Origin of the sequence: Shewanella putrefaciens, from assembly GCF_016406325.1 — a bacterium.
GTDB classification, from domain to species: Bacteria; Pseudomonadota; Gammaproteobacteria; order Enterobacterales; family Shewanellaceae; genus Shewanella; species Shewanella putrefaciens.
In genome coordinates this window covers 705,885-730,890 of sequence record NZ_CP066370.1, presented here as the reverse complement: position 1 = coordinate 730,890, position 25,006 = coordinate 705,885, and the positions used below count along the sequence as shown (strand labels likewise).

The following is a 25,006-nucleotide window of genomic DNA, read 5'->3' as shown; positions in this document are numbered from 1 at the left end:
TAGTTAAAGTGGTCCCCTTTTTTGTTCTCCAAAAGCCGCCAACTTGACCAAGCCAGTATTTGAAGATTTAAGTGCCACAGAGGAATTTATGATCGAGTCAGAGTTTGAATATAAATCATACCTTCGAGACGTACGGAAACTTGCAGAGGGAACTTGTAACAGTTACCCAACTTATCTGAATGCTATTTGTAACCATTTACGAATTGATATCTCATCGAACAGTGTTACAAATATGCAGGATGTTAATGACATTCTTGAACATTTGAAAGTGACTCTGGCTGACAGAAATTACTGGGGCAACTGCCAGTCTGCGTTGAGAGCATATTTGGCATTCTTAGAAAATGAGTCTTATAATATTACTTTGTATCCAGATGAGCATACTGAAGGGCAATCTGTAACCATCCAAGCTAATTGTTACGAGCGAAATGCTAAAGCTCGTAGAGAGTGCATTAAATTCCACAAACCTATTTGTAAGGTTTGTGGAATTGATTTTTCAGAGGTGTACGGCGATATTGGAAAGGGTTTTATTCATGTACACCATGTAAAACCATTATCTGAAATTGGGCATAGTTACACAGTTGATCCGGTTAAGGACCTAAAACCTGTGTGCCCTAACTGTCATGCTATGTTGCATACCAAAAGGCCCCCACTCCAAATCGAAGAGTTGAAAAGGCTAATATCATCCAACGGCACTTAGCAGAGGCATTAATGAATGGACGGCTAAAGCTTGGCTGACGCTCGTTCCTCGCCAGTAGAGGCAGTTATTGAGGTGTTAACCTAAAGGTATTTTAATCTGAAACTCAGCTATTAGTTGTTGAAAAACTAACTCGAAGTCTAGTCAGGGCGGCATTTCAGAAATACCCCATTATCATTTAGTGCAAAAGCTTACTCACATTGATATTTATAATTTTTCCCATAACTCAGCTAATGTGAAAAGCAAAATACAAGATTTGACCCACCGTAAGGAATAGAAATAGTTCACTTGTTACTTATCCGGTAATCCTCCCATTTTTAATTCCTATGGGATACGCTTTATATTATTGATAGGTGACTTGATATTTTCTTATCGACTTACTCACGTTTTTCTACCCATCATCACAATTTTTAAGCCTTCGTAGCTAATCCAACTCTTGATAATGTAGAATTAGTATTTTCAAGATAGTTTTACTTTTACAGCTTATAAAAACCACTTTTATATCGATGTATCTTTATAAAATTAACTCTTTAGGTAGCTGCTCTATGATTACAATGTTAAAGCAATTATTCGCCCTCTCGCTTTTTGCGTTTAGTTCCCTAGCTATGGGTAATGAACCCGCTATCCTAAAGGCTGATGTTAGCGTAGGGTTTGCTAAATGGGTATTCGAAGAAAAAACGGTCTTACTCATTGGGGAATGCGACTATTCCCCGCCACAATTTAGCAATGTTGTGGCTAAGGCTTTTACTAGTTCTGATGACTGCGGTGCTGCTGGCGTCTTTGCGTATCCTTCAGGGTCAAAGGTTTTAATCGATGGTGTAGAGTCTACGTTTATAGACCTAAGACCACTGATAGGTGATAAGGACTCTTTTCTGATTGAAATTAATGGGATAAAACTTAATATCCAAGGCTTCCAAGCGGTACTAGCGCAAGCTAACAAAGATTCGATTTTCTTCTATAACAGCGAGCTATTAAAAATAAGGATCGGGCTCTTCGTAGCTCTTGCCATTGCTCTATTCCTAGCTTACGAGATTGCTAAGTTTGCATTAAGGAAAGCAAAGCAGTTAGCAAAGACTGCAAAGTATAAAGTAGTGCAAATTGGTGAGGCTAGAGAAGCCAAAAGGGTTGCTAGAATTGCTGAGGACGAGGCCATTAGGCAAATAGTCTTTAGGCAAACTCAAAATGCAACAAGTGACGAGTTAGAAGTACTTAAAGAGCAAATTAAGGCGGCTTTAGATGCCAATGACACTAAAACCGCTTCAAACTTGATGAGCGTTTTAAGCACACAAAAGAATAAATAACCTTATGAAATTTGATCTAAAGGGGCTGTTTTTCGCAGTTTGTAAATACTTTGCTGTGGGAACGAAAAAGGAGCACTGTGGAACTTCTTGTAAGGCTATTCGGTCGGCATTAAGATTAACCTACTGGATATCTTCTAAATGCCGATTAACATCGATTTGTCACAACTTGATGGGACTCATGCTCATAACTGCTCATATCACTACTATTCACGCGGTTTATGTGCATAAGTGATGAATCTAGCTCTTTGCTTCGAAAACAGCTGAAATCTGCTATAAAACACGCGATTTGTGCATGTTCAGTTATTAAAATGCAGAAGTAATGGCACGTTTCACAAACTATGTCCTGATGTTGCTTAGCCGCTGTGTTTTTGTGGATAGAAATTATTTAATAAATGGATGGCGATTCACATGATGAGAACCACTTTAACTCGTGGAGTTGATTTTATGGCAGAAGTCTATGACCCAGAAAGGCACAAGTCTTCTAAGGTGTGGGGTGTTATCCCACAACTACTGAATAGGCAATCCTCATTGACCATCAACGCTGTTTGAATCGCCACATCACTATAGCTAACTCCGCGACCACGCCCACCATGATGAGTTTGGCAGTACCAAGCTTTTACGGTTGCTTCATCTATCTAGAACGTGAGCGAACTTCGATTTACTAAGGGTTTATTGTATTGCTAACAGTGAACAATTTTACGTATTGATTTGCCTATGTAGCTGTCCTGATGATGAGCTAGGGGAACAGATCACGGCAACGCCGATTAGTTCACAGATTTGTTCAACAACGCCCTACTACAATAATACAGCAGATCATGATTATGGATCTAAGGAATAATTATTCTAAACTTCTTGTTTTTAGTATACTTATTTGTAATATATATACTGAACTTATTATAAAAGGACGTAGAAAATTCATGGCTGACTTAAGCAAAATTATTAACGATGCAGTTGTTGCGTCGGGAGCTGATGAATCCATTAGCTCACAGTTGATTTTAGCTCTCAAAAAAGAGCTTGAGGGGTATGTTAGTTTAGAGCTTTTAAAGACTAAGTTAGCTGTTTTATATGAGTATGAAAAAAACTACTTAGAACTAGTCAAAGAGTATAAAGAAGAGATCAAATTCGCGAGTACAATTCAAGAGGACTTGAGAAAAGAAAGAGCTAAGTTTTTCTCGGAAACACTCAAAGAAGTATCTCGTACATTAAGCGAATCTCAAGTTGATACGGCAGTTGCTTCTAAATGGCTCAAAGAGCTTGTTGATAGTTACACTAAAAGCTTAGATTTAAGTAGTGGGCTTATTGAGGAGCATACACTTGATATGATAGGGAAAATTAGAGATGAAGCCAAAGGGAATAAACCAAATCTAGTAGATGATGTATCTACTCATGCAGATGCATAAGCAATCGTTAATTGAGATTTTGTTATCTCTACGAGGGGCAAGAGAAAATCTTGTTTCTCGTACAATAAAAGAAGAACCACAACTATTTTCAACATTTTTTGAGTTTGAAAACAATGTTAATATGTTGGAGTTGTCGTTCGAAAGAGAGTTTTCGATTTTTTTAAATAACAATCTAGAGTTTTTTTCTAATACAATTTCCGAACCTCACTTATCTTTTACACGTAATAAACTAAAATATATTGTTGAAGAGTTTGTATGCTCTCGATTATCTGATGACCACCGCACATCAAATCATTTGGATGTTTTTTTTCTAAAGAATAAAATTAATATGATTGATGAAATTTTTTCTGTAGCTATCAGTAATAATGAAAAAATTGAGAGAATAAGATATGTGTATAGGAAAGAACAGGTTTTATTCGATAGAGAGTTCAAGAAATTAAGGGATGCTGATAATGAGTTGGATTAAAAACTTAGGTAATGCTCTGATAAGTTGTGTTAGTAAACCGATAGATGTTTTATGTGACTGGGCTTCGGAACCTCTTAAGTCACGCAGTCATGATAGAAGTGAGTCATCTAGAGCGGCGGATCATAATAGGTCAATGGACAGTATGACTGCTCAAGCAAAGTCAGAGCACGAGCTGAAAATGGGAGCAATGCAGCTTGAAAGTGAATTGGTAGCCAAAGACAAAATCCTAAATGTTGATTTAGAAGTTCGAAGGGTTAGTGAAATAGAGGGCGCTATTGCTCAGATTGAAGAGTGGAAGAAAGAAAAAGAATTTGAACGGATGCAAAGAACAACTGAAGCAATTGCCCGTTATCTTGAACAATTAACAAAGTTAAATGTTGATACTATTAACTCAATTGGTCATATGCAACTTGAACTCAAGGAGCGTGCGCAGCAACTTGTTTATGAAAAAACAATTCAGTATAAAGAATTACAAGATGTGGCTATTTCAGATGCTATGAGAGATTTAGAGCGAATTGAATCTCAATTTGGAGATAATGAACGAGCGAAAGATATTCTTATTAAGGCTACAGATACAAAAATGAGTAATATCATTGATACAGCAAATCGATTTTTAGAAGAGCTGAATCGTGATATTGTTAATTTAAATGAGAGTATCGATCGTTTAACTGTCCAAGGTCAAAGATTTATTGAAAATCATCTTGAAAAGTTTCATATAACTAATAATTCACCAGCTTCAATTTCTATCAACAAAGAAGAACAGCTATTAAAGTCTGAGAAAAATATAAATTAATAAAGAAAGGGGGGGGTACCCCCCCTTTTTATTCTGGCTTACTTACTTTCATCTAGCTCATTTATGTCCAAAGCGAGTCGCTGTGTTTTTTGCTGATTAAGAGTTAAATATTAAAAACTGATAGATATGTGACTATTTATGCATATTGTGCTGCATAAACTGAGTTTTGCACGAGTATTTTACTATAATACGTAAAGCACATCGAATAAGCGCTAAAATGCGCGAAATCTGCACTTTAATGATAATTAAAGTGCATTATTTTTTTTGAATTAGAAATGTGCAGCGTAATTCACATAGTTTCTATCAAGTTGGCTAATTTTTGTATGCCACTACAGTGCCACTAGAGTTGGTATGACTCAAAACGTACTGGACGTGTGGGATGGGAAAGTTTGTGGGAAGGATGGTTCAAACTGCAAACCATCCTCGAAGGTTACCACCTTGCCTTGCCTCTTCAACCAGACTTGTGATCAAGAGACAAGCGAGTGCAAGACTTTGGATTAAAGGTTAATTTCCCTTAATTTACATATTTTTGACTAAAGTAGTTATCTAATGCAGCTTTTGGTTTATTGTGATTCACTAAATAATAAATACAAAATTTTAATACTTTCTGACCATTTAAAGTTTCATTAGTCATTGAGATCGATATTCTATAAAAGTTGTGCACTTAACAATCTAAGTAATTGATATCATTGACAAACATAAATTCTTCACTATCTTCAAAAAATAATTCATTAACTTCTGCCATTAGTTTTTCCTTTCAAAATCTTTAATAAAGACAGAATATACAATTGCATATTCATGTTCATGTTCATGTTCATGCATAAATCTCCCTCCGAGACTCTCACAACAAATTCACTTAAACAACGTGATACATTTATCAATCATAAATGTATCACTGTGAATATAATGTTGCACTCTACATGCTTTGATTTCAGGATAACTAACTTCGTTTTTTACCTCCGTAATATTGATAACCCGAAACATACAAATAACGAAAAAGCAATAATAGAAAAGTCTAGTAAAAATCCAAACAAATCAAATTCTGAATAAATCAAATAATCTACCACTGATGAAACGCCAGAAACCAATAATATAATTATAAACCCATGAACAAGAGGCTTATTACCCTGCGTTCTTATAAAAAAATAAAAACATATACAACTAATAAAAAAAACAGCCAAATATTTATATGCTACCAGCCAAGAAGGAACATTTTTCCCAGTTGGATCAATATCAGCCATAATATAACCAATGGGCACTCCAGACAGCACTAATAACGCGTAAATTATCATGAAATATTTAGCAATAACTTTTAAGTTCACACATAACCTCTCATTATCTATGTATTTATAAAAATCAAACTACATAACTCAACTACCCCATATAGAGTAATTGATAAAGAAAACAACAAAGCCATAACCCTAAAGACTTCTGGACAGTCTTTTGATATCTTCAAGGCATAAGTTAAACGTATCTCATCCCCTAGATAATATGCAAACGCCTTATTGCTCCCCCAAAATATGAAAATTAAATATAAAAATAATAATGTCAAATTTTTTTCACCAAAAATCGCACTAAAAAAGAACGCCACCAAAAGTAAAATAGACAAATACAATGTAATTCGTTTTCCTAACAATAGTTGATTAATCACTTTGATGTTGGTCATTTAATTAGCTCTGACCTTATCGGGATTGATCTGTGGTACGTCAGGTTTATTCTCAATAATATCAGATACATATGATTTTGCCGCATCACCAGATAATTTACCTACAACTGCTCCTACAAATTCCGAGCCTTCTTTTCCTAGTTTCTTCTCTAGAACCTTCTCAGTTACAGCACCAGCGATCTCACCAGTAGCCATTCCTGAAACATTGTCTACAACACTCTCCCCATTCACAGCTTCAATTACCGTTTCAACAGTGTCAATAACAGTGCCAACCCTTGTAAAAGAGAGAGCTTCTTTAGCGCCGTTAGCCATTGCCATATTGGTCTCATGGGTAGATTTAGCTGATTCTTCTAGACTTTTTCCTGAAAGCAAATTACCAATCAGTACACCTAGCGATTCTCTTCCATCTGGATCAGTGAATCTATAAGGATTGTTGTTAGCGTAAGTATATCTATTAAAACTATGCACATCACGAAAATCTAAAGGATCATTCGAATAAAAACGCCCAATCAGTGGATCATAGTAGCGTGCCTGCATATAAGTCAGGCCTAAATCTTTATCATGTAGATGTCCAGTATATCCCATACCTTCCTTATCGCCACCTATGCGTTTACCAAAAGGTTCATAATGGCTGCGACTGATGATGTTGCCCGTCTCATCAGATTCAGATATCACTGAACCTAGCATATCTGTGTGCTGATATCGCACAACGGTAGCCATAAGGTTAAAAGAGGTTATATAAACCAAACAAAAAAATATCAAACTTTTATATTTCATATTTACTCCTAACTAACAGACCTACAAGCTATAAGTCGCTGTTATAGTTTGATTGGAATTTGTTAGACATGTCATGGTTACGTTTAATGTAAAATGCCGTCCTAAATTTAAGCTGCCAGAAGTGCCTGAAATTTCGGTCGTACCAGATATATTAGTTCCAATTAAGCGTTGAACTTCCCCTGTACAAGAACTGGCATTTTGAGTTGTCCAACTAAATCCTTTTTTATCTTGTGTACAGATCGTCTTTGTCTTTTTTGAACCAAGTATTGGTTCTTGCCTACAAACTTCCGGAGGATTAGTTATCTCAAACTTTATATAATGATTTTCTGCATTATCGACCTCAGCAATTAATTGTTTCCATAAGAATACATTATCACTTTTTGTACCATTCGCAGCTTCACGGTATAATAACTGTCCGGCCTGACTGTATACAGAATAGTGAGAACCATCTGCTTTAGTTTGTTTAACTCTTCGATTATGACCATCATAGACATAGCTAATTCCTTTAGCTGAGGTCATTTGTTCACCTAAGTTATAGGCAAGGCTATAGCGTCCGTTATTGGTCACATTACCGCGAGTATCGTATTGGTAACCATAGGCATAGGCACCAGTTAGATTGTTTAAGCGGTTAAGTGAATTGTAATTGTAGGTAATGGTTGAGTTATTCAAACTGCGGCTGAGCACATTACCCAAACCATCATAGTTATACCGACCGGTCCCCCACTTGCCATCAGCAGATTTAAGCCTATCGACTCCGTCATAAGTGAGATTATCTACATCATTGTTGCGGTCCACCCAATCGATTAAATGGGCCAAATTGTCGTTATAGTCATAACTTGGATCGAGACTATTTTTGACTGAGCCTGCTTTGATATCTGTCAGTGCATCAATACGGCCTGTCGTGTCTAACGCAACATTTCTCACAATCCCATTACCATACGTGAATTGCTTAATCTGTCCGTTCGGATGGTAACTTACTCCTGAAGCATAACTTCCTGCCTTAGTTGCTTGACCCAGTGCATTAGGTGCAAAATCAACGATTGCTCCTGAGGGATATATAAGAGAACTCAATGCGCCTAGGTTGTTATATTCCCAGTCTAGTACAAAGTTCTTGCCATCGAGCGTAAGAGTCTCTTTTTCGATAGTATTCGAACTATTGTACAAATACGTCCAGTTTACAGACCCTGCCAGTAAAGAGGTGAGATTGCCATTGCCATCATAACTATAGGTTTTATCAGGTGTTGCATCAGGAAAGTTTTCGGTTCTTAACAGCCCTAAGTTGTCATAACTCAATACTACTTTGTGTGTTGCAGGGATAGCACTTGCATCACAAGCCGTTGTTGAGCCGTTAGTCCCTTCTGCACGCCATATCTGTTGGCGCTGTCCATTGTAACCAAATGCAGAAATCCCCGTTTCAGGACGCACCTGCTTACACAATTGTTGGTAAGCATCGTAAATTCGTGTTTCAGTCACATTACCTTGACGAATACTGGTTACTTGGCCAAATACGTTATAATCAATTGCGACATCATCCGTATCTGGTGCCTCAATTAAAGTTGGTTTATCAAATGAGGGTTCGCCGTAGGCAAGGTATGTCGTTGTCGTTGTATTGTTTTCTCCATCAGTCACGGCAACCTTATTACCTGACAGATATTCACGACGACTGACACTACCATCGCTCGTTCGAATCTGGGTAATCACTCGTCCTAGAGCATCATATTCAGTTTCCATTCCTATCCGGTTACTTGCATCAGTGCTTGGGAAACTGGCTAATGTTTGACGATTATCATGGTCATATGTAAACGACTGATATCTGGTCGTTGATGGGTTGGATATATCACGTTCCTGAGTCAAAATAGGTCTCAACAAACCATCATGATAAATCCGTTTTTCGTAATTCCCTTGCGAAATAGTCTGACGCAAACTGCCGACGGCAACATCACTGCCGCCAACGCCATCTCCAAGACTACTAACAACAGCATAACTAATAACTTTGTCGGCCCACTTAGGGTCAGCATAGTCAATCTTTGTCAACCAACCGATGGGGTTGTAGGTGTAAGACGTTTTATTGCCATTAAAGTCTGTGACACTTTTAGTGGTGCCATCTGAATTAACTTCCAGTAAAGCTATGATGGTGTTTGAAGTACTGCCATTCGCAGTGTTACACCCATTTGTTGTTGCGCAAGGAAAAGTAATTTTACGAGCTTTCCCACGATGGTAATCTTCAAATTTTTCATAGCGAGTGGAATCAGCATAGGTCGTTTGCTGTAGATTTCCATCAGGATGGTATGTATTTGTTAATAAAAGTTTACCAAATAATTTTTGTTGACGAACTAGCATTCTATCATCATAAACATACTCTTTTAATGGTATAGATGATGGATTTTCATCCCCTTTAAATTCTTTGCTTATTAAGTTCAATATCCAATATTTACTATTCCAAATATATTCGCTTGTTAAGGTTTTTTTATGCGAGTCAGAAGCTTCAACAAGCATAGTTGGTGTGTTAAATTCATTGAATTTCATATAGGAAGTTGAGTACTCAGAGTTTTTTTCTTTGACTATTTTCTTGAGCTGTACGACATTCCTCCAACCATCAAAAATAAATTTATTAACTAACTCTCCAAAATTTGAGCCAGCCCCATACTCAAATAATTCTGTCCTAATAACTTCACCATTTTTATTAAAATATTCCTTAGAGATAACTTTCCCTTCAGATAAAGAATAAACCTCACGATCAAAATAACTTTTAACTGATGTACCATCCGGTTTTTTTACTAAAGTAAAATCTGAGAGAAAACGATCCACATTGCTCGGGACATCTCCTTCTAATAGAAATTCAGCGGGTGGCTTCTGTCCCTTTATAACATATCCACCCTTATTTTTTGAGTATTCGAATAACCAAATCAATGCATTAGAGTCATCTTGCTCAGAAAAAGCAATTTTTTTCTCAGTTATATTTATTATTCGCCTACAATCTATAGGTTCTCTCGAGGGTTGTGAAAGATATTTAGAACTATAATCAATACGCTCTGAAAATCGAAATATTCCGATAAGTCCATTTGGTGTAGTGACCGTCATTACATCATTTAAAGAGGCCATGATACAGTTTGTATTATAATGCAAGTTTACATTCGGTGGTATTGTATAGTATTTATTAATAAATAAACTGTAACTCCACTCTCTATTATCTGGCTCAGTTATTATGTATTTGTTATCTCGAATAAAATAATGCCATTCTTTTTTCTGTGACAAGGTATTATCTGTTAAAGATAATACCTTTTCATTATTTAAATATTTTACTTCAAGCACTCTTCCATCGTTACTTTCCATTTTAGATAGGCCACCATCATTATGGTATTTATAGGTTATATAATTCCCAAAACGGTCTTCGATCCTTTTGACATATAATGCAGCAACTTTCCTGTAAGCTGAACCACCTGACATGGTGAAAATAATATTTCCAGCGCCTTTTACATTATTTCTTTCATAAGAGTGAACTTTTTGATTATCAACATAATGTTCAAAAAAATATGTAATGCCTTCAGGGGAGGTTGCTCTAAATCCCTCTTTATTAGTTTCAGCTGAAATATAACAACTGATTCTCCATAAGTTATTGGTTACATATGGGTATTCATCAATACTATTTCCACCAATTTTTTGCGTATTTTTTAGTAACGGTTTTGTGCCCAGTTCGGGAATAACTAATGTCGTCCCAGTATGCTGTCTACCAAGAATCGTAGAGGCACTATTAGATGAAGTCTGAGTCTGTGAGCAAAATTTACCTGAACGCCATCCGTCAGCAAGAGTGGAATGGTTTCCATTCCCTTTAATATACCCATATTCAATTCTTGGAATATCCTCCTTCCATCCAGCAAAATCAGGCATTGATATATCATAATAAGTAGGATAAGCAAATGGTAAACTATTGTTTCCTGGTAATGATGCATCTTTACGGCGAAACATCACTGCCCCCGAACTTAGATCTATTGACTCTCCAAAAACTGTTCCAGGGTCACTGGCTGATAGCGCCTCACTAGTTATAAATAACTTCTTATAATACTGCTGCTGCTGATCATTACTTGTAAACTGATCTGCAACCGCAAAAAAAGAGAATAACAGCATGACACCCGATATAATCCTTAACATATATCACCATTAAAACTAAAAAGAATAAATAAAAAAGCAATCACTACCACCTCCAATATACAGAACAACTCCATGAATAAACTGAAGAATCATGATATCATCTACTATTTAATACAATTTAATTTACATTAATTACTAACGTTTATTAATAAAAAATTTACTCAAGTTAAGAATCCACTTTCTGAAGAAGGTGGCTTTGCCCCTAAAAGAAGACTTTATTCAAGAATCAGCTAACAAAGCAATTGCTAATTTAGGTCATCTGAAATCCCTAACGTTCCTACGAATGGTTTCTTCGTTTATACCAACCGAATCGACAAATTTAACATGAGTAAATATACAGAAAAAACTATGAATGAACTCCTCCTACTGAAGTAGGTGATTCAGGGAAAAATATAATTATACTGAATTTAAAAAACACAATTAAATCTAACTAAATAACTATATACAACTAGCATATTGAAATTAAAACTGAGTGGCTTTATTTCCAAAATCAGTTGAACTAATTTTGAAGCAGATGATCAGATCTGTATTATTTACAGACTTACCAAGTAACCATGCCTAACCCCGCTACCAAACGACCAACTGGAAACAATACAACCAAGCCTTGATAAACCGTGGTTAACTTACCTTCTGGATTGATGAGGGAGCTATAGCCAACTGGAAAGCTTAAGTAGAACAAGGCAAGGAAGGTCGTCCACGATTGTTTTGTAGTGGTATCGTGAATTTGGCCATTAAGTAAGAAGTGTATACTTTACTCGTAGCAATTTGGGAGTTCTACAAATTCAAGGCTATTAAGTGATACTTGTTCTGAGTTCAGTTATGTTAAACTCCTTTCTCTTCTGATACGTCGAGTGAGTGCTATAACTCGCGAAAACTGCACTTTAAGTATAATTAAAGTGCAAATGAGATCAATTTACGTGTTAACTGTTCGTATATTTAGCTTCTTTACTGCGTTAATCAATTTAGCGCCATTTTCTTTCATAAATATTTGATTTCTCTTGGTTACACCCGTCGCAAAGAATCTGAAGATTAGTTATGTCTGATTCAAGGTCTGGTCTTAATGAGCGTGGTTTTATGTGATCTACGTGTAATACGACTCCATTTTTTGGAGTCTTTCCACAACAGGCGCAGTAGTTACCATATAGTTCAAATGCTTTGCGCCTTAATTGACGCCATTCAGTTGTTTGTAAAAAGTTTACTTCATTTGGCTGTTCAGAGAATGGTAATTCTGACCACTGCGATATTACTCTAGGTTCAGTAATACTTGGTCCAATCACAATTGCATAGTGCCCCTTACCAGCGATTTCTTCTGACCTTAGCCACTTCCAAACAGCGCGAAGTGCCCCACTCTCAGTTTTATATTTGTTTGTTCGCCTAGAATCGTCATGGTAAGTTACTGTGAACATTTTTTATTCCTTAATTCAACTACATTAGATTAGCCTATAACATGATAGTGTATTAAATATAAACATTGCGAGGCCAAAATGCTGTCAATCAAGATCAATAATAAGTCAGACGTGAACGTAAATGAATGAAAAAGCTAAAATGAGATCAAGTGATTACCCTCAAAACTTGATAAAAAACAGCTTCCGCAAAAAAGCAAACTCCTATAGCATAATTAATGTCAATATAAATTGATTGGTTGCCACCAAGTATATCTAGATATTTTTGCCTTATAGATAATGTTCAAATCCTAAGATGTACGCTCTCAATTAATCAGCGAGATTTTATGAAGTACGACAAAGTAATCAATCGAATTCAAAGTGGAAATATGAGTCGTGCCGATCTCGTCAAGCTGAAACGGAACGCAGACGAAAAATATAGTAAAGGTGATAGTGACGCTAAGTATGTTATTGATGCGATTAATAATTCAACGCCAACTGATTCTTACATACTTTTTATGGGATTTTGTCCTGGAGCTGACTTCAATGAACGCCTTGATACCGAATGGAAAGAGAAGGGAATTTGTAGATTCGATTATCATGAAAGCGAGCATCAGGTAGAACGTTTCAACAGCATATGTAAAGGCGATCTAGTTATCCTAAAGAAGAGAGAGCAATTTGGTAAGACCATGAAACTATACGGATTTGGTCGAGTGAGTGGAATTGCCTATGATAATGATCAAGTGCGATATCTAGAAATGGATTGGTCAGACCAAGAAGAAACTATCGAAGTTCCTCTGATGGGGTGTAATTCCACTGTTGACATCAGAACTATTGAGACAGTGGAAAACGAAATGACAGAAGAGTTCTATACATGGCTAAAAGCGTAACAGAGCGCTGTTGGTTGCTATATCACCGGAGGTCGAAGCATGCGCATGACTAGAATAGCAGAGATTATTTTTGAAACGGCAATCTCTGAGGATAAAGAACTTTCGGTTATTACTAATCAAGGGATTTTTCATATGCCAGAGTTGGCATTTGCTTATCAATGCGGTAAAGCAATTTTAAAGGAGGCTCATACAATCTTTGATGGTCTAAGTGTTACTTGGATTAGAGAGGCAAACCTTGGTAATGGTGGCCCTACGGACCTAGTTTTTGAACTTGAAAATGGAGATACCTTAGCGATAGAGTTCAAACTTCGGGGTACTGCAACTGCTTACAAAAAAGATATAATTAAACTCTGTAAAATTACACAACCAAATACATCAAAGATATTTTGTGCATTAATTGATGTTTTTGATTCGAAATTACCTGATGATGGAAGGCAATCTTATATCGAGTCAATGTCTGGATATAGGGTTACATCGTTATTAAAAAAATCATTCAAGACAAAACAAAATTGGTATCAATCGGAAACTTCTTGTGTTGTGGGGGCGTGGTCAGTTTCTTTGAATGAAACAGATTAATTAAATTGGGAGCTTTGTGTAAGTTGTGAGCAAATACCTTATTGAAGAAAGAGTCCAAATGAATCAGAGCTAAGATTTTGTGAAGATTTTGAAGCTGTGGTAAAATTTAGTGTCACTTCAAGTCCTTAGAAACATTCGAGCGTGCACACATGGAATTGAGTAAGCCACAGGATTTATTTTCTCTTGCTGCTGGAGATACCGTTTCAAAGAGAAATTTATTTGACCTAATTCAGTACTCTAAGGTTGAGTCCTCGCAGTATTGGTCGGGTTCTGAGTTTGCTATCTGGAATACACCTCAGCAAGGCATAAACTGGATTGGAAAATTACCGTCCGTGAAAGCTGTAATTATAAAAACTCGTCCGGGATCATATGAAGAAGATGGTTGGTCTGGCGATAAAAAATCGATATTTCACTATTCATTTAAAGCAAGGAATGGGGAGGTTAATTTTCGGGAAAAGGCCAACGATGTTCTTATAAAGCAACCACAGCATCTTTATCCTATTCTCTTGTTCACAGAATCAGAGGGCAAATGGCTTTACGAAGGTGATTTTTCTGTTGCAGAGATCGAAGAAAAATTCGTTGTACTTGCACGAAAAGGTTCATTTTTTGAACATGAGGTTAATGATCTGAGCGAAGTCCTGTATCAAGAAGGTGAGCGTCGTTATGTTACCCATTTGATGGCAGAAAGAAGCAAGGCTGTAGTTTCTGCAGTAAAGAATGCTCGCTCATGGTTCTGCGAAATATGTTCATTGGATTTTCATAAAAAATATGGAGTTAAATATATTGAGGCACACCACAAGACTCCAATTTCTACGTACTCAGAAAAGTACGCCATCAAACCTCAAGATTTAGCGCTCCTTTGCCCTAACTGTCATAAGGCTGTTCATATACTCATGAAGGAAAGTAACATTGAATATAATGAAATAATCAAAATTCTGGCTTCAAAGGGCTAACCTTGGCATGGTTGCCAGATTAGTTTTCCACTGCGTTTCAAAATCGCCTAGTGAAGAAGTGGCGATTCAGTATAACTAAACGAATATATTCAACATAACTATCAAAAATATAACTTGTTGATGAGTTTGAATTTAATCTAGGTTAAGCTTACTCAATAGTATTTAAATGACAAGAGTTAAGCATGTTCGAGCAGCTCGCTGATGTATTCACATCAGCTGCATTCAAGTACCTTACAGCCGTCGATGCCAGTCCGGTGTCAAATCAGCACGAAATAGGTGGACTGGTTAAGGCTGGTATTGGCAAAGATTTGGGAACTCCTGATGATGGTAGCCAGATAAAAATTGCCGCGATGCTCGTCTACCTCACTGAGGAGGAAGGCGAGCCGATCATCTGTGAGGATACAGTTACTTGGTACGATACACGCTACCAAGATCCTAACCGCTCCCCTGAGTGGCGGCTCTATTACAAATCTAACGATGTCAGTAATAGGTTTGAACCCGGCGATTTTTTCTTGATAGCTGTTACACGTGAAGGGACGCTGCTGATGATATTCTGTCCCCCTAGTAGCGATTATGAAGATCAGATCCGAACACTTTTCGGTGTGCGGGATACCAATACTAATGAGAGGGGACTAACTGGCGTGAAGGTCGATCAGCCCGGATTCACCCTCCCCATCAGGTTGATGTTCGCTCGGTACGGAATAGAAATCGGCTCCGAGGGTACAGACTATCTTGAGCTTATCATCGATAGGTTTGGCGCCGAATTTCCCAAAACCAAGGATTTCTCCAAATTTGCACGTGACCTAACAAGGGAGTTATCTCCGGTCGATAACCCTGACATGACTCTCATAGAGTGGATGGAGACAGAAGAGTCTGCGTTCAGGCAGCTTGAGAAACACATCGTGCAGCAGAGATTGCGAGAAGGGTTTGGTGAGAATGGCGACGATGTCGACGAGTTCGTACGCTTTTCGCTCAGTGTCCAGAATCGTAGGAAATCACGGAGTGGACATGCCTTTGAGAACCATATCGAAACTATATTGCTTTCTAACGGCATTATGTTTGATCGCGGTGCCATAACAGAGGGGAGACAGAGGCCTGACTTCCTGTTTCCCGGCAGTAGTAGCTATGCCGATACCAATTTCCCCGGGGATAAGCTCCGTATTCTGGGTGCTAAGACTACCTGCAAGGACAGATGGAGGCAGGTGCTAGCTGAAGCAAAACGAGTTCCGCGTAAGCATCTTATAACAATGGAACCAGCTATCAGCGAAGCCCAAACTCAGCAGATGGAAGAACTACAACTGCAGCTCGTTGTACCTGAAGCAATTCAAGCGAGCTACCAACCGTCGCAGGCCGAATGGCTGATGTCATTCAAGGACTTTATAGACGAAATCAAAGGTATACAGCGTTAGTAGGAGCAAATGCCGCGTGAATAAACAAATACAAGGGACGCAAACACCTGTCAGCAACGGTACAGTGCTTAGTCAACTAGATCTGAACAATAAAAGCATTCAGTTCGAGCTCCTTAGCTACGACAAACACCAGACCCTAGAAGGACTACAAATAGAACCAGTCGCGATGACTTACATAAAGCAACTCGAACAGCTAGGTCTCGAGGTGCCCAACGTTACGACAGTTATTGCTCTGCAGAAGGGAGCCGGAAATGCTCGCTGTTTTTTCGTTTGGGATCGAAGCAACAGCTGGGTAAGTCAAGAGTATATTAGAACTCTCCAGAAACTTGCGCCTAAAACCACCTTTATCGTCGGCTTCAACGAGGAAAGCTACGACTTCTACTGCCACAAACCCGGCCAAGAAGAAAAGGTATTACCGCTTCAAACCTTCCTGCAACGAAAAAGAAGATGTGCAATAATCCCTTTCCCCGCTATCCAACAGAATGTCAGAGATACAGAAAGACAGATGGCTGTTTTCTGGGGTAGATTACATGGAGCCTTTGAAACAAAAGACAATTTTAGGAACGAGGTGCTGCTTAATAGGGTAATGAAAAACTTCGTGATCCAGCCATTCTTCAGTTGGCTATGGGACCTCGATCGGATCATCCTTTACAGAAAGCAGTTCTGGGAGATCGAACTCAAGCATAAGTTCCCCTTTAGACGCGGAGCGAAGGCCCCTCTCAAATTTGGTATCAATGTAGGCCAAGCGAAACTAGTCAGGGACTTAGGGAAGGCTGGCGTCCGCACTCTACACCTGATCTTAGTAAAACCTGAATGGAATAAAAACTCCGATCCTGGCTACATATTTAATCGCCGGGACCTTCACCATAAAGTTCTGCTCATCGGCACCGAGTTGACCAAAGACAAGGCCGAAGCTCTGCTGAACCAGAAAGCACAAGAGAGCGATGAAACAACTAGTTTTACTGGTGCGACCAAGAATCACTTCCTTGAAATACCTGCAACCGATTTCCATGTACTAGGTAGCTACCAGACCCCGCCAGAAGAAGTGGCAGAGAATATAAAACTCTTACTGGAAGGAGCCTCCCTTGAAAAGGTCACGGATAGTCTGTTAGACAGTTGCCGAATAGACAAATAATCAATCTTTATATGCTTAGTACTGGATATCCATACAATATAAAAATACTCTCTGGGAATTTTGTGTGATAGAATTTACGGAAAGCTCCCATAAAATATTGTTATGTTACATAAAGAAATACTAATAGGCGATCAGTTTGACAAACTGAGAATCGAAACGAATAGATTACAAAGCAATAAGTTACTTAAGCTACTTGTCGAGATTTATGATCAAAAAAATCTTGCGATTCAATTTCAAATGCTTGGCGGTGATTTCTCATCGGTGACAAGAGAAAAGCTTAATAAGTGGAAAGCCTCAGCAGAAGAGCATCCAATCATTTTCCACGAACGAGCGATAGCGCATCTTAGAGAAAACTTACTACCTCGTAAACCTACACATTGGGATAATCCTGATTTCACATTTATCGACTTATTTGCAGGTATCGGTGGAATAAGAAAAGGCTTTGAAGCCGCGGGCGGTAAGTGTGTGTTTACAAGTGAATATGATGCAAATGCTCGTAGAACCTACCTAGCAAACCATTTTGTGGACGATACCGAGTTACCTTACTTTCTAAACAGTGAGGAAGATGACCCCCATAGAAACAATACATTCATGGATATCACTAAAGTGACAAGAAGTGGTGATGATTCAGCAAGTGAAGAGGAAAGAAAGCATAGCATTCTTTCTCACATTCCGGAGCATGATGTGTTGTTAGCTGGTTTTCCTTGCCAACCTTTCTCAATTGCTGGTGTTTCTAAGAAAAACTCACTTGGTCGCGCACATGGCTTTGATTGTGACACGCAAGGGACTTTGTTTTTCGATGTCGAACAAATACTTATAGTTAGACAGCCAAAATACTTCGTACTTGAAAATGTTAAGAATCTTAAAAGTCACGATAAAGGAAATACTTTTGCCACAATCATTCGTGCGTTAGATCGAGCAGGTTATTGGATTGCAGATATTAGTAATCAGCACAAGAACATTGAAGAAGCGATTAAAATCGTACGTCAGCGTAAGCCTGAGCCGACCATCATAGATGGCGCGATATATACGCCACAACACCGCGAACGTATCGTTTTAGTCGGTGTGAGAAAAGACATTTTAGCGGCTAACCCCGAACTCGCTAACTTAAGTTTGAAAAACATTGCTAAGCCAGAGAGTCGCTATACATTGGCAGACATTCTTCTCCCTCTTGATCAAGTTGAGCAAGCTAAATATACACTTACTCCAAACTTATGGAGCTACTTGTATCACTATGCTCTTAAACATCAAAGCAAAGGTAATGGCTTCGGTTTTGGATTAGTTGACCCTCAAAATGAACAAGCAGTAACTCGCACTCTATCTGCCCGCTATTACAAAGATGGTTCAGAAATTCTGATCAACCAACATGGTTTACAAGATGAGTATCTTCAGAGCAGGAAAAAGTTTGCTATTCGCAAAAACCAAGATAGAGAACGGTTTGCTATAGAATTTGCAAATAAATGGAAGAATGATAATCCCAAGTCGACAACAAATGCCTTCAATGAACAGATTAAAGAAGGTGAGAAGATTTACGATGACAAGTTCGGTCGTTATGCTGAGGAGTTTGACTCCCTATACCGAACTCCCCGTCGTTTAACACCTCGTGAATGTGCGCGTTTAATGGGGTTTGAAAAGCCTGAATTTGATAGAGGCGAAGCTGATACGAATTTTAGAATTGTTTGTGCCGACACATCAGCGTACAAGCAATTTGGTAACTCTGTAGTTGTGCCAGTATTTCGTGGGGTGGCCGATTTACTGAAAAGATGTTTGTCGTTAGATTGAATGTTTGCCTTCTGAAAATGCTGGGACGATTTGGGTAATACGTTATTTTTAAATCATATTCTTCTTGGGTGGTATTTACTATTTTTAATAGCATTAGCTCAGTATAGATTGTCGTATGTGACTCATAGTCGATTGTGTCTAAGGCAAAGATTTGGGAACATCTTGTCTATTGTTATGTGTAGGACTGACTATGAGTATTAAACTGGCAACAGCGGTAACGTTAAGGCAATTGCGCAATGAGGCAGGGTTAAGCCAAGAACAATTGGCAAGGCAATCTGGTATTGATCGCACCTACATTTCGGGAGTTGAACGCTCCGTTCGTAACATCACCCTTGATTCGCTTGAAGGGCTAATTAGTGCACTAGGCGTGACTTCTGAAGAGTTTATTAATAGGTTACATATTGAGCTGATTAAACAGAAGTCATAGCTGCTCAGTTTGACTCACTCTGATAGGCTGTCTGTATAACCGATAATGTTTAGTATCAAAACAATGGAGTTAAGCCAACTCATTAACTAACACAATCATTGAATTCTCATACCTCTTATTTCCTTGAATAATTCTATTGGCTTCGGTCTCGGCAGCGTACCAAGACTGACCCAGTTCAGAATCTGTATCCTGCTTGTAGGCGGCATAACATTCTGCTGGTTCTAAATCGTGTTCCTCAAAGTAAAGAACAGCTAATTCTAATCCCTCTTGCGCTAGATAGTCAGGAACATCACCAACTCCTTCAGCGCCTAATTCAAATTTATCCATCATTGTTTTTCCTATGTTTTTTTTCGATTGAGGCGTTTGCAATAGCCTCGCTAAATCGCTCAGGATTGTTGTTCCATGATTAATGGGCTGAGGCTAATTGCCTCAGATATGCCGTTAATTCAGAAGGGCTTTCAGTCGCCAATACCACTTCGCTATCCTCACCCGTGTAGATTTCTGGGGCAGCCTCTGTACCTTCATTGATTGCCGTCATCACAAGGTAGCGTTCTTGACCAAGCTCACGGCTATCAGAGTCTTCATAGTCGACCCATAGGACAAGGTACTGAGAACCTGCTTTAAAGGTAAAGCTTGGGCTGACGTCATTGTGCCAGCTCTTATCTTTCAACCAAGGGAAATCAGCGAGGTTAAAGCCTAAATTAAAGTCTTCACCAAACTCGCGTTTATAGTGTGTCATTTCAAACTCCTGAGTTTTATGTCGGTATCCTATCATTTGAAACCGTTTAATGGCGAGGGTATGACAGGATTATGGCTTATTGATATTGCCAGTCTCTTATTTACAGAAAGGTATTCATTTCAAAGGTAATCTTTAGACTAGAAGCGGTAGGCATTCGCTCTTTATCTGCAATACCTACCTAATGGTGAGATCCGTTACTTTTGTTTTCCTCTCACCATCCGGACGTATAGATAAAGGACTGGTCCATTCCAGCGGCCATGACCATCATAGAATTGGATAAGCCACTTGCCGCCAAACTGGCTATTATCGCTGGCAGTTGAAGTCCAATAGCCAGCATAGTCAGGTGTCTGCGGAAATGCTGCTTGCGCTAATGTAGGGCTTTTATAGTTACCTTCACACATATTATCGTTTGGTTTCCAATAGCTTGGTTTGCCTGATGAGCAATAAATTAGTGAACTTAATTCCTCTTTGGTGGGTAAGCGCCAGTCGGTGTAGTTACCATCAGAGATAGACATTCCCATGGCATATGGCCAGATAAAAGTATTAGGGCTGCCTTTACAGCTACCGTCTTGCCAAGTCTGTCCTACACTACAGCGCATCCACATGAGCTTGGTTTGCGTGTCGGTGATAGTGCCATTACCGTTATCGATATACCGCTCAGCAAGTGTGCCATCGCCAATTTTGGTAAACGTGGCGTTGATTTGGCAATCTGATGTCACTGTTCCTGTGGTGTACTCATTGTTATTGAGCATGCCATTACAGCCTGTGACGGATTCAATTTGATAGCCGATGTCCGTTGAGAGGTTAAAGCTGGCGTGGGTGTTGTAACTGACATCAATACTCTCGGGACTGATTTTGCCTCCGGTTGTTGCTTGTGTGGTGATTTTGTACGTACTGAGTTTGAAAGATACGGTGACCGCGCACTGGGCATTTATGACCGCCGTTGTATAGCTGTTTTGAGTTAATGAACCACCGCAACCACTGATATCATCGATTTGATAGCCGGTATCGGGTGTCACGGTGAAGGTGGTTGCATAGCCGGATTCAACCATGTTGATTGCTGGGCTGATTTTCCCGCCAAGGCTTGCCGTCGCTGGGATGCTATAGACAGTCGGCGTGACTCCCCCTGAGTCATCACTCCCCTCCCCGTCCGAGCCGCCACAACCTGCGAGTAATGTTGTTGCAAGTATGCTTAAAAGCAGTGGATTTGCCTTTGATGGCGGTGTCTTTATCGCCGTTATGGCGTGTTTGATGCTTGCGTGAATGCACTTATTCATAGGTGTTCCCTGTTATGTTGTCCTGATTAAAGCAGGCTGTTGGTCTTGATGATTACTTCGTTACTTGATTGAGGAGGATGTTTTCTGGTGTGAATATTTCGCCGATAGCCTTGTTGAGTGAGTTACTGTAGATGTCATCTAGGGCATTGTTGGCGGTGATATACGGGGTGTACTCTTTACCTTCTCCCAATGACAGTTGCCACTTTGCTGTATTCACTTCAAAGGTATCGTCGAGATTGATGAGAAACTGAATCGTCAATGATGCGCGTGTGACCTGAGAGATAAAGGTTTTATCTACTTTTCCAGTTACCGCTTCAGAGGCTTTTTGACCCATTTGCTTGAAGTGTTTCAGCTTCATATTGCAGGTATATACCACTGTGGTAATGCCATTGCTGGCTTCTTGTTCTACCCAAGCCGTGTTGGCGCAAGGCGTCCATTTATCAAACGCCTGACCTATGTTGGTTTGCTTGTAGTCTTCGAGGTACCCCTCTTTTACATAGATAATATTTAATGGTTCACCGAAACGAATGCCGAGAATGATTAAGACGATAAGGAACGCGACAAACGTAACAACCGCAGAGGATATGATACCTAACCAGCCCGTCATCCATTTAGGCATCCAAGGCCATGTGGTTTCACCGAGCTTGTAATAGCGGTAATAGTCATAATTAGCCATAAGACCGAAGACAACAGAATTGATGATAAAAGCAAGCTTGCTCAGGTTCTTGTCAGTAATGAGTGATGCAACTGCTAGGATTATCAGATTCAGCAGCATTAGCATGAGAAACAGATAAATGCCTTTCTTCCACATGCCCTTAGCGAAGTAGTACCCCGAGCCAAACACAAAAGCGAGCGCATTCATGTTAACCATATTCTGCCCCTTTAATTGCTCCTTTTTAGGCCTTGAGGTATGTGCAGGACTTTTTGCTGAAGCAAAATAGCCCAACTTGTCAGCTTGTCTAAGGTCAAATTCAGCAAACACCTTTTGCCAGCCTTTACTTAAATCATCATAGGACTTCAATGTAGGCTTGGTGGCCGTAGATGGCTTAGCTTCAATCGATGGCTTCGCTACTTGTTTTGGTGTAACAGGGGCGGTGGCTACAGGGGTTGCCGTTGCGGCTTGAGTTGCTACGGGCTTGATGTAGGTAATGATACCCACACCGTTCAGCTTGGTTTTTAGTGCGTTAGCTTCACTTTCGCTCAGAGCTTTCTTAATGCATATCGGATTACCTGAGAACAACAGATGTGCTTTTTCCTCGGGGACTTTTAGAAGCTTTGCCAGTGCCTGACTCAGCTTATGGCGGTCTTTTCCTTCTGCTATCTCACCTTTAAAAATGACGTTGTAGGAGTTCATTACCTTTCCTTGTGATACGTGAAGAGCAATCGGCTTTGCTAGACATGCAGAACTCAGGTTTGCTCAAGGACTTAAATGAGGACTATATGCACTAAATGCGGATTATAATCCGTGGTTAGTTGGTAAGCAAATTCCCATAGTGGTTGCCTTGTGACGAAGGAGACACTATGAAAACATTAGCGACTGAATTTGGTCATGCGATGCGTAAAATGAGAAAGCTCAGAGGCTTATCTCAAGATGAATTGGCGTTACGTGCAGAGATTGACCGCAGTTATATCGGCCGTATAGAACGAGCTGAGGCGAACATCACGCTCGATATGTTGTACAAGATTGCTGAGGTGCTCGACTGTGAGCCACATGAGTTGCTGCCGAGTCGAACATCACTAAAAAGTTAGTGATTGCCTAAGGCTTAAATGCAGCCTCGCTGTTTGTAGCTGGCTTGCCACTCTTTAAACAGCTCAGTCAGTCTTGCTTCATTCTGCTTACCACCAGACGCTCTTTTGGCTCTTACTTTGGATTTAGCTATGCCGAGGTCAACACCCGACAGCTCTTTACTGTACATCTTCGGCGTCACGTGGCTGTAGTGCTGTTCAATCATGGCAATGCTAGTGCCACATTGTTTAGCCAATACTTCCATGCTGACGTTACCTGATATCAGTTGCCAAGTAATGTAGGTATGGCGCAATGAGTAAAGTGTTCTAACGCCATGGGGGGATGACTTTAAACCTGCCGCTTTTATCGCTTTATCAAAGGCTTTACCGAGTTCATTGGTTTCACTTCCGTCGACTAAGCGAAACAGCTTGTCAGAAGGCTTTCTGTTTGGGAAACGCTCTCGTAACTCTTGAACGCTGGAGAAAATTTCATCACGACAAACCACTTCTCGGACGCCCGTGTGTTTGACTGTTTTCCCCTTGGTCACAGTGATATAGAAGATAATATTGTGCTCATTGGTATCGATGTGGATGTCACCCCATGTCAGGCTTTCCATTTCTGTTCCTGGTCGAATACCTGTGTTCACCGCAAACTCCATATAGTCCATCAGTAGCTCACGAATTTGGCGGGTTTTCTCTTTACGGCTGTTTTGCTCAAGCTGATATACAGCATCGAATGCTTTGTCGTATTCCTCTGGTGAAAAATGCGCTCGACGTTGTGATTCAACCCCTTTGGTAGATAGTGAGGGGACTTGTGCTGCCAGCATCCACTTACAATCTACGGCTTCCTTAAACACTAATTGCAGGGCTGCGTTGTGGTTCAGTAGCGTTGATTTTGCGGGTTTCCGGCCAAGTAGCTTTTCACGCCATTCATCAAAATCACGCAGCTTTTCATTATTAATCGAAGTGATGTAAGTGCGATCGAAAAAGGGGATATGGTACTTGCGAAGCACCTGAATGTAGGTCGTAAACTTGTGATTTTTGTCTTTGTCTTTGTCCTTCTCCTTTTTGATAATATCTGCCATGGTATTAATGGCTTTTTCAGCCACATCACGAAAGCGCTTGGAACTCACCAGTTGATTACGGTCTGCCATAAATTGGTATTCGATTTGAAGCCGATACGCCATACCAATGGCTTTCTTTTTTTCTTTCTGCTTGGTGGCTTTAGAGTGCCACTTACCTGCAACTTTGATGCGGGCATACCAACGCTCGCTGTTATCTTGTTTATAGACGTATAATTCGTCTGAAATGTCATGCCGTTCGACTTGTTTGCTCATGGTCTGATTCTGATGCTATTTTGCAAAGAATTTGCAAAGTTTGTACTTGCGTCGTAACTATATGAAAAATAATAGTGATATTACAAGCGTTATATTCAAAATCCGCCGCCCTTAAAAGCGTGCCAGTT

At 39.4% G+C, this 25,006-nt stretch carries 23 protein-coding genes and 2 pseudogenes; 14 read left to right on the top strand and 11 right to left on the bottom strand.

All coding sequences use genetic code 11. From position 1 onward, the window contains the following. The first annotated feature begins 43 nt into the window (after positions 1-43). Positions 44-697 carry an HNH endonuclease gene (locus JEZ96_RS03330; RefSeq protein WP_128637767.1) on the top strand — a complete coding sequence of 218 codons (654 nt, stop codon included), beginning with the start codon at positions 44-46 and terminating at the stop codon, positions 695-697. Positions 698-1,239: 542 nt separating this feature from the next. After that, positions 1,240-1,995 (top strand): hypothetical protein, encoded by a 756-nt coding sequence (locus JEZ96_RS03325; RefSeq protein ID WP_025007887.1) that lies wholly within the window; start codon positions 1,240-1,242, stop codon positions 1,993-1,995. Positions 1,996-2,525: 530 nt separating this feature from the next. Here JEZ96_RS03325 and JEZ96_RS03320 read toward each other — a convergent pair. Next, a pseudogene (locus tag JEZ96_RS03320) lies at positions 2,526-2,711 on the bottom strand (transposase); the annotation flags it as partial. 201 nt (positions 2,712-2,912) lie between these two features. Between JEZ96_RS03320 and JEZ96_RS03315 the strand changes: the two are divergent. From JEZ96_RS03315 to JEZ96_RS03305, 3 genes are read left to right on the top strand one after another with little or no spacing between them, the layout of a single operon-like run. After that, complete coding sequence (locus JEZ96_RS03315; protein ID WP_025007888.1) at positions 2,913-3,395, top strand: hypothetical protein; 483 nt, start codon at positions 2,913-2,915, stop codon at positions 3,393-3,395. Then, positions 3,382-3,861, top strand: a complete 480-nt coding sequence (locus tag JEZ96_RS03310) for a hypothetical protein (RefSeq protein ID WP_061782807.1) — start codon at positions 3,382-3,384, stop codon at positions 3,859-3,861. The genes JEZ96_RS03315 and JEZ96_RS03310 overlap by 14 nt, the downstream gene beginning before the upstream one ends. After that, positions 3,848-4,654 (top strand): hypothetical protein, encoded by an 807-nt coding sequence (locus tag JEZ96_RS03305; RefSeq protein ID WP_025007890.1) that lies wholly within the window; start codon positions 3,848-3,850, stop codon positions 4,652-4,654. The genes JEZ96_RS03310 and JEZ96_RS03305 overlap by 14 nt, the downstream gene beginning before the upstream one ends. Before the next feature lie 953 nt (positions 4,655-5,607). Here the strand turns inward: JEZ96_RS03305 and JEZ96_RS03295 are convergent. From JEZ96_RS03295 to JEZ96_RS03280, 4 genes are all read right to left on the bottom strand, one after another. Next, the gene (locus tag JEZ96_RS03295) at positions 5,608-5,895 is read right to left on the bottom strand and encodes a hypothetical protein (protein ID WP_128637768.1); all 288 of its coding nucleotides are present in this window, start codon (positions 5,893-5,895) and stop codon (positions 5,608-5,610) included. A 98-nt stretch (positions 5,896-5,993) separates the two neighbouring features. After that, the gene (locus tag JEZ96_RS03290) at positions 5,994-6,320 is read right to left on the bottom strand and encodes a hypothetical protein (RefSeq protein WP_025007892.1); all 327 of its coding nucleotides are present in this window, start codon (positions 6,318-6,320) and stop codon (positions 5,994-5,996) included. Next, a complete protein-coding gene (locus JEZ96_RS03285; RefSeq protein WP_025007893.1) occupies positions 6,321-7,097 on the bottom strand; it encodes an RHS repeat domain-containing protein in 777 nt (258 codons plus the stop codon). Between the two features lie 21 nt (positions 7,098-7,118). Beyond that, a complete protein-coding gene (locus JEZ96_RS03280) occupies positions 7,119-11,222 on the bottom strand; it encodes an RHS repeat domain-containing protein (protein WP_061782806.1) in 4,104 nt (1,367 codons plus the stop codon). 628 nt (positions 11,223-11,850) lie between these two features. Between JEZ96_RS03280 and JEZ96_RS19655 the strand changes: the two are divergent. Beyond that, positions 11,851-11,979 (top strand): annotated as a pseudogene (locus JEZ96_RS19655) (transposase); the annotation flags it as partial. Between the two features lie 229 nt (positions 11,980-12,208). Here the strand turns inward: JEZ96_RS19655 and JEZ96_RS03275 are convergent. Beyond that, positions 12,209-12,652 (bottom strand): HNH endonuclease, encoded by a 444-nt coding sequence (locus JEZ96_RS03275; RefSeq protein WP_025007895.1) that lies wholly within the window; start codon positions 12,650-12,652, stop codon positions 12,209-12,211. Between the two features lie 323 nt (positions 12,653-12,975). Between JEZ96_RS03275 and JEZ96_RS03270 the strand changes: the two genes are divergently transcribed. The 7 genes from JEZ96_RS03270 to JEZ96_RS03240 all read left to right on the top strand — a co-directional run bounded on the left by JEZ96_RS03270 (position 12,976) and on the right by JEZ96_RS03240 (position 19,800). After that, positions 12,976-13,518 (top strand): hypothetical protein, encoded by a 543-nt coding sequence (locus JEZ96_RS03270; protein ID WP_025007896.1) that lies wholly within the window; start codon positions 12,976-12,978, stop codon positions 13,516-13,518. A 39-nt stretch (positions 13,519-13,557) separates the two neighbouring features. Further along, positions 13,558-14,094 (top strand): hypothetical protein, encoded by a 537-nt coding sequence (locus tag JEZ96_RS03265; RefSeq protein ID WP_025007897.1) that lies wholly within the window; start codon positions 13,558-13,560, stop codon positions 14,092-14,094. A 149-nt stretch (positions 14,095-14,243) separates the two neighbouring features. Beyond that, the gene (locus tag JEZ96_RS03260) at positions 14,244-15,047 is read left to right on the top strand and encodes an HNH endonuclease (RefSeq protein WP_061782805.1); all 804 of its coding nucleotides are present in this window, start codon (positions 14,244-14,246) and stop codon (positions 15,045-15,047) included. Positions 15,048-15,229: 182 nt separating this feature from the next. Then, on the top strand, positions 15,230-16,456 hold the full coding sequence (locus JEZ96_RS03255; RefSeq protein ID WP_025007899.1) for a type II restriction endonuclease: 1,227 nt from the start codon (positions 15,230-15,232) through the stop codon (positions 16,454-16,456). 16 nt (positions 16,457-16,472) lie between these two features. Next, a complete protein-coding gene (locus JEZ96_RS03250) occupies positions 16,473-17,591 on the top strand; it encodes a hypothetical protein (protein WP_061782804.1) in 1,119 nt (372 codons plus the stop codon). A 102-nt stretch (positions 17,592-17,693) separates the two neighbouring features. Next, a complete protein-coding gene (gene dcm / locus JEZ96_RS03245) occupies positions 17,694-19,373 on the top strand; it encodes a DNA (cytosine-5-)-methyltransferase (RefSeq protein WP_025007902.1) in 1,680 nt (559 codons plus the stop codon). Between the two features lie 190 nt (positions 19,374-19,563). Beyond that, a complete protein-coding gene (locus tag JEZ96_RS03240; protein ID WP_025007903.1) occupies positions 19,564-19,800 on the top strand; it encodes a helix-turn-helix domain-containing protein in 237 nt (78 codons plus the stop codon). 69 nt (positions 19,801-19,869) lie between these two features. Here the strand turns inward: JEZ96_RS03240 and JEZ96_RS03235 are convergent, their stop codons facing one another. The 4 genes from JEZ96_RS03235 to JEZ96_RS03220 form a co-directional block, all read right to left on the bottom strand. Then, positions 19,870-20,130, bottom strand: coding sequence for a hypothetical protein (locus tag JEZ96_RS03235; protein ID WP_025007904.1), 261 nt, complete (start codon positions 20,128-20,130; stop codon positions 19,870-19,872). Between the two features lie 76 nt (positions 20,131-20,206). Further along, positions 20,207-20,539: a hypothetical protein gene (locus JEZ96_RS03230; protein WP_025007905.1), complete on the bottom strand. Its 333-nt coding sequence runs from the start codon at positions 20,537-20,539 to the stop codon at positions 20,207-20,209. Between the two features lie 194 nt (positions 20,540-20,733). Further along, positions 20,734-21,816: an Lcl C-terminal domain-containing protein gene (locus JEZ96_RS03225; RefSeq protein WP_025007906.1), complete on the bottom strand. Its 1,083-nt coding sequence runs from the start codon at positions 21,814-21,816 to the stop codon at positions 20,734-20,736. A 52-nt stretch (positions 21,817-21,868) separates the two neighbouring features. After that, positions 21,869-23,170 (bottom strand): DUF2628 domain-containing protein, encoded by a 1,302-nt coding sequence (locus JEZ96_RS03220; protein ID WP_025007907.1) that lies wholly within the window; start codon positions 23,168-23,170, stop codon positions 21,869-21,871. A gap of 167 nt (positions 23,171-23,337) precedes the next feature. On the opposite strand from JEZ96_RS03220, the gene JEZ96_RS03215 reads away from it, so the two are divergent. Next, the gene (locus JEZ96_RS03215; protein ID WP_061783262.1) at positions 23,338-23,565 is read left to right on the top strand and encodes a helix-turn-helix domain-containing protein; all 228 of its coding nucleotides are present in this window, start codon (positions 23,338-23,340) and stop codon (positions 23,563-23,565) included. A gap of 14 nt (positions 23,566-23,579) precedes the next feature. On the opposite strand, the gene JEZ96_RS03210 is transcribed toward JEZ96_RS03215, so the two are convergent. Beyond that, positions 23,580-24,878, bottom strand: a complete 1,299-nt coding sequence (locus JEZ96_RS03210; protein ID WP_061783263.1) for a tyrosine-type recombinase/integrase — start codon at positions 24,876-24,878, stop codon at positions 23,580-23,582. Positions 24,879-25,006 lie beyond the last annotated feature (128 nt).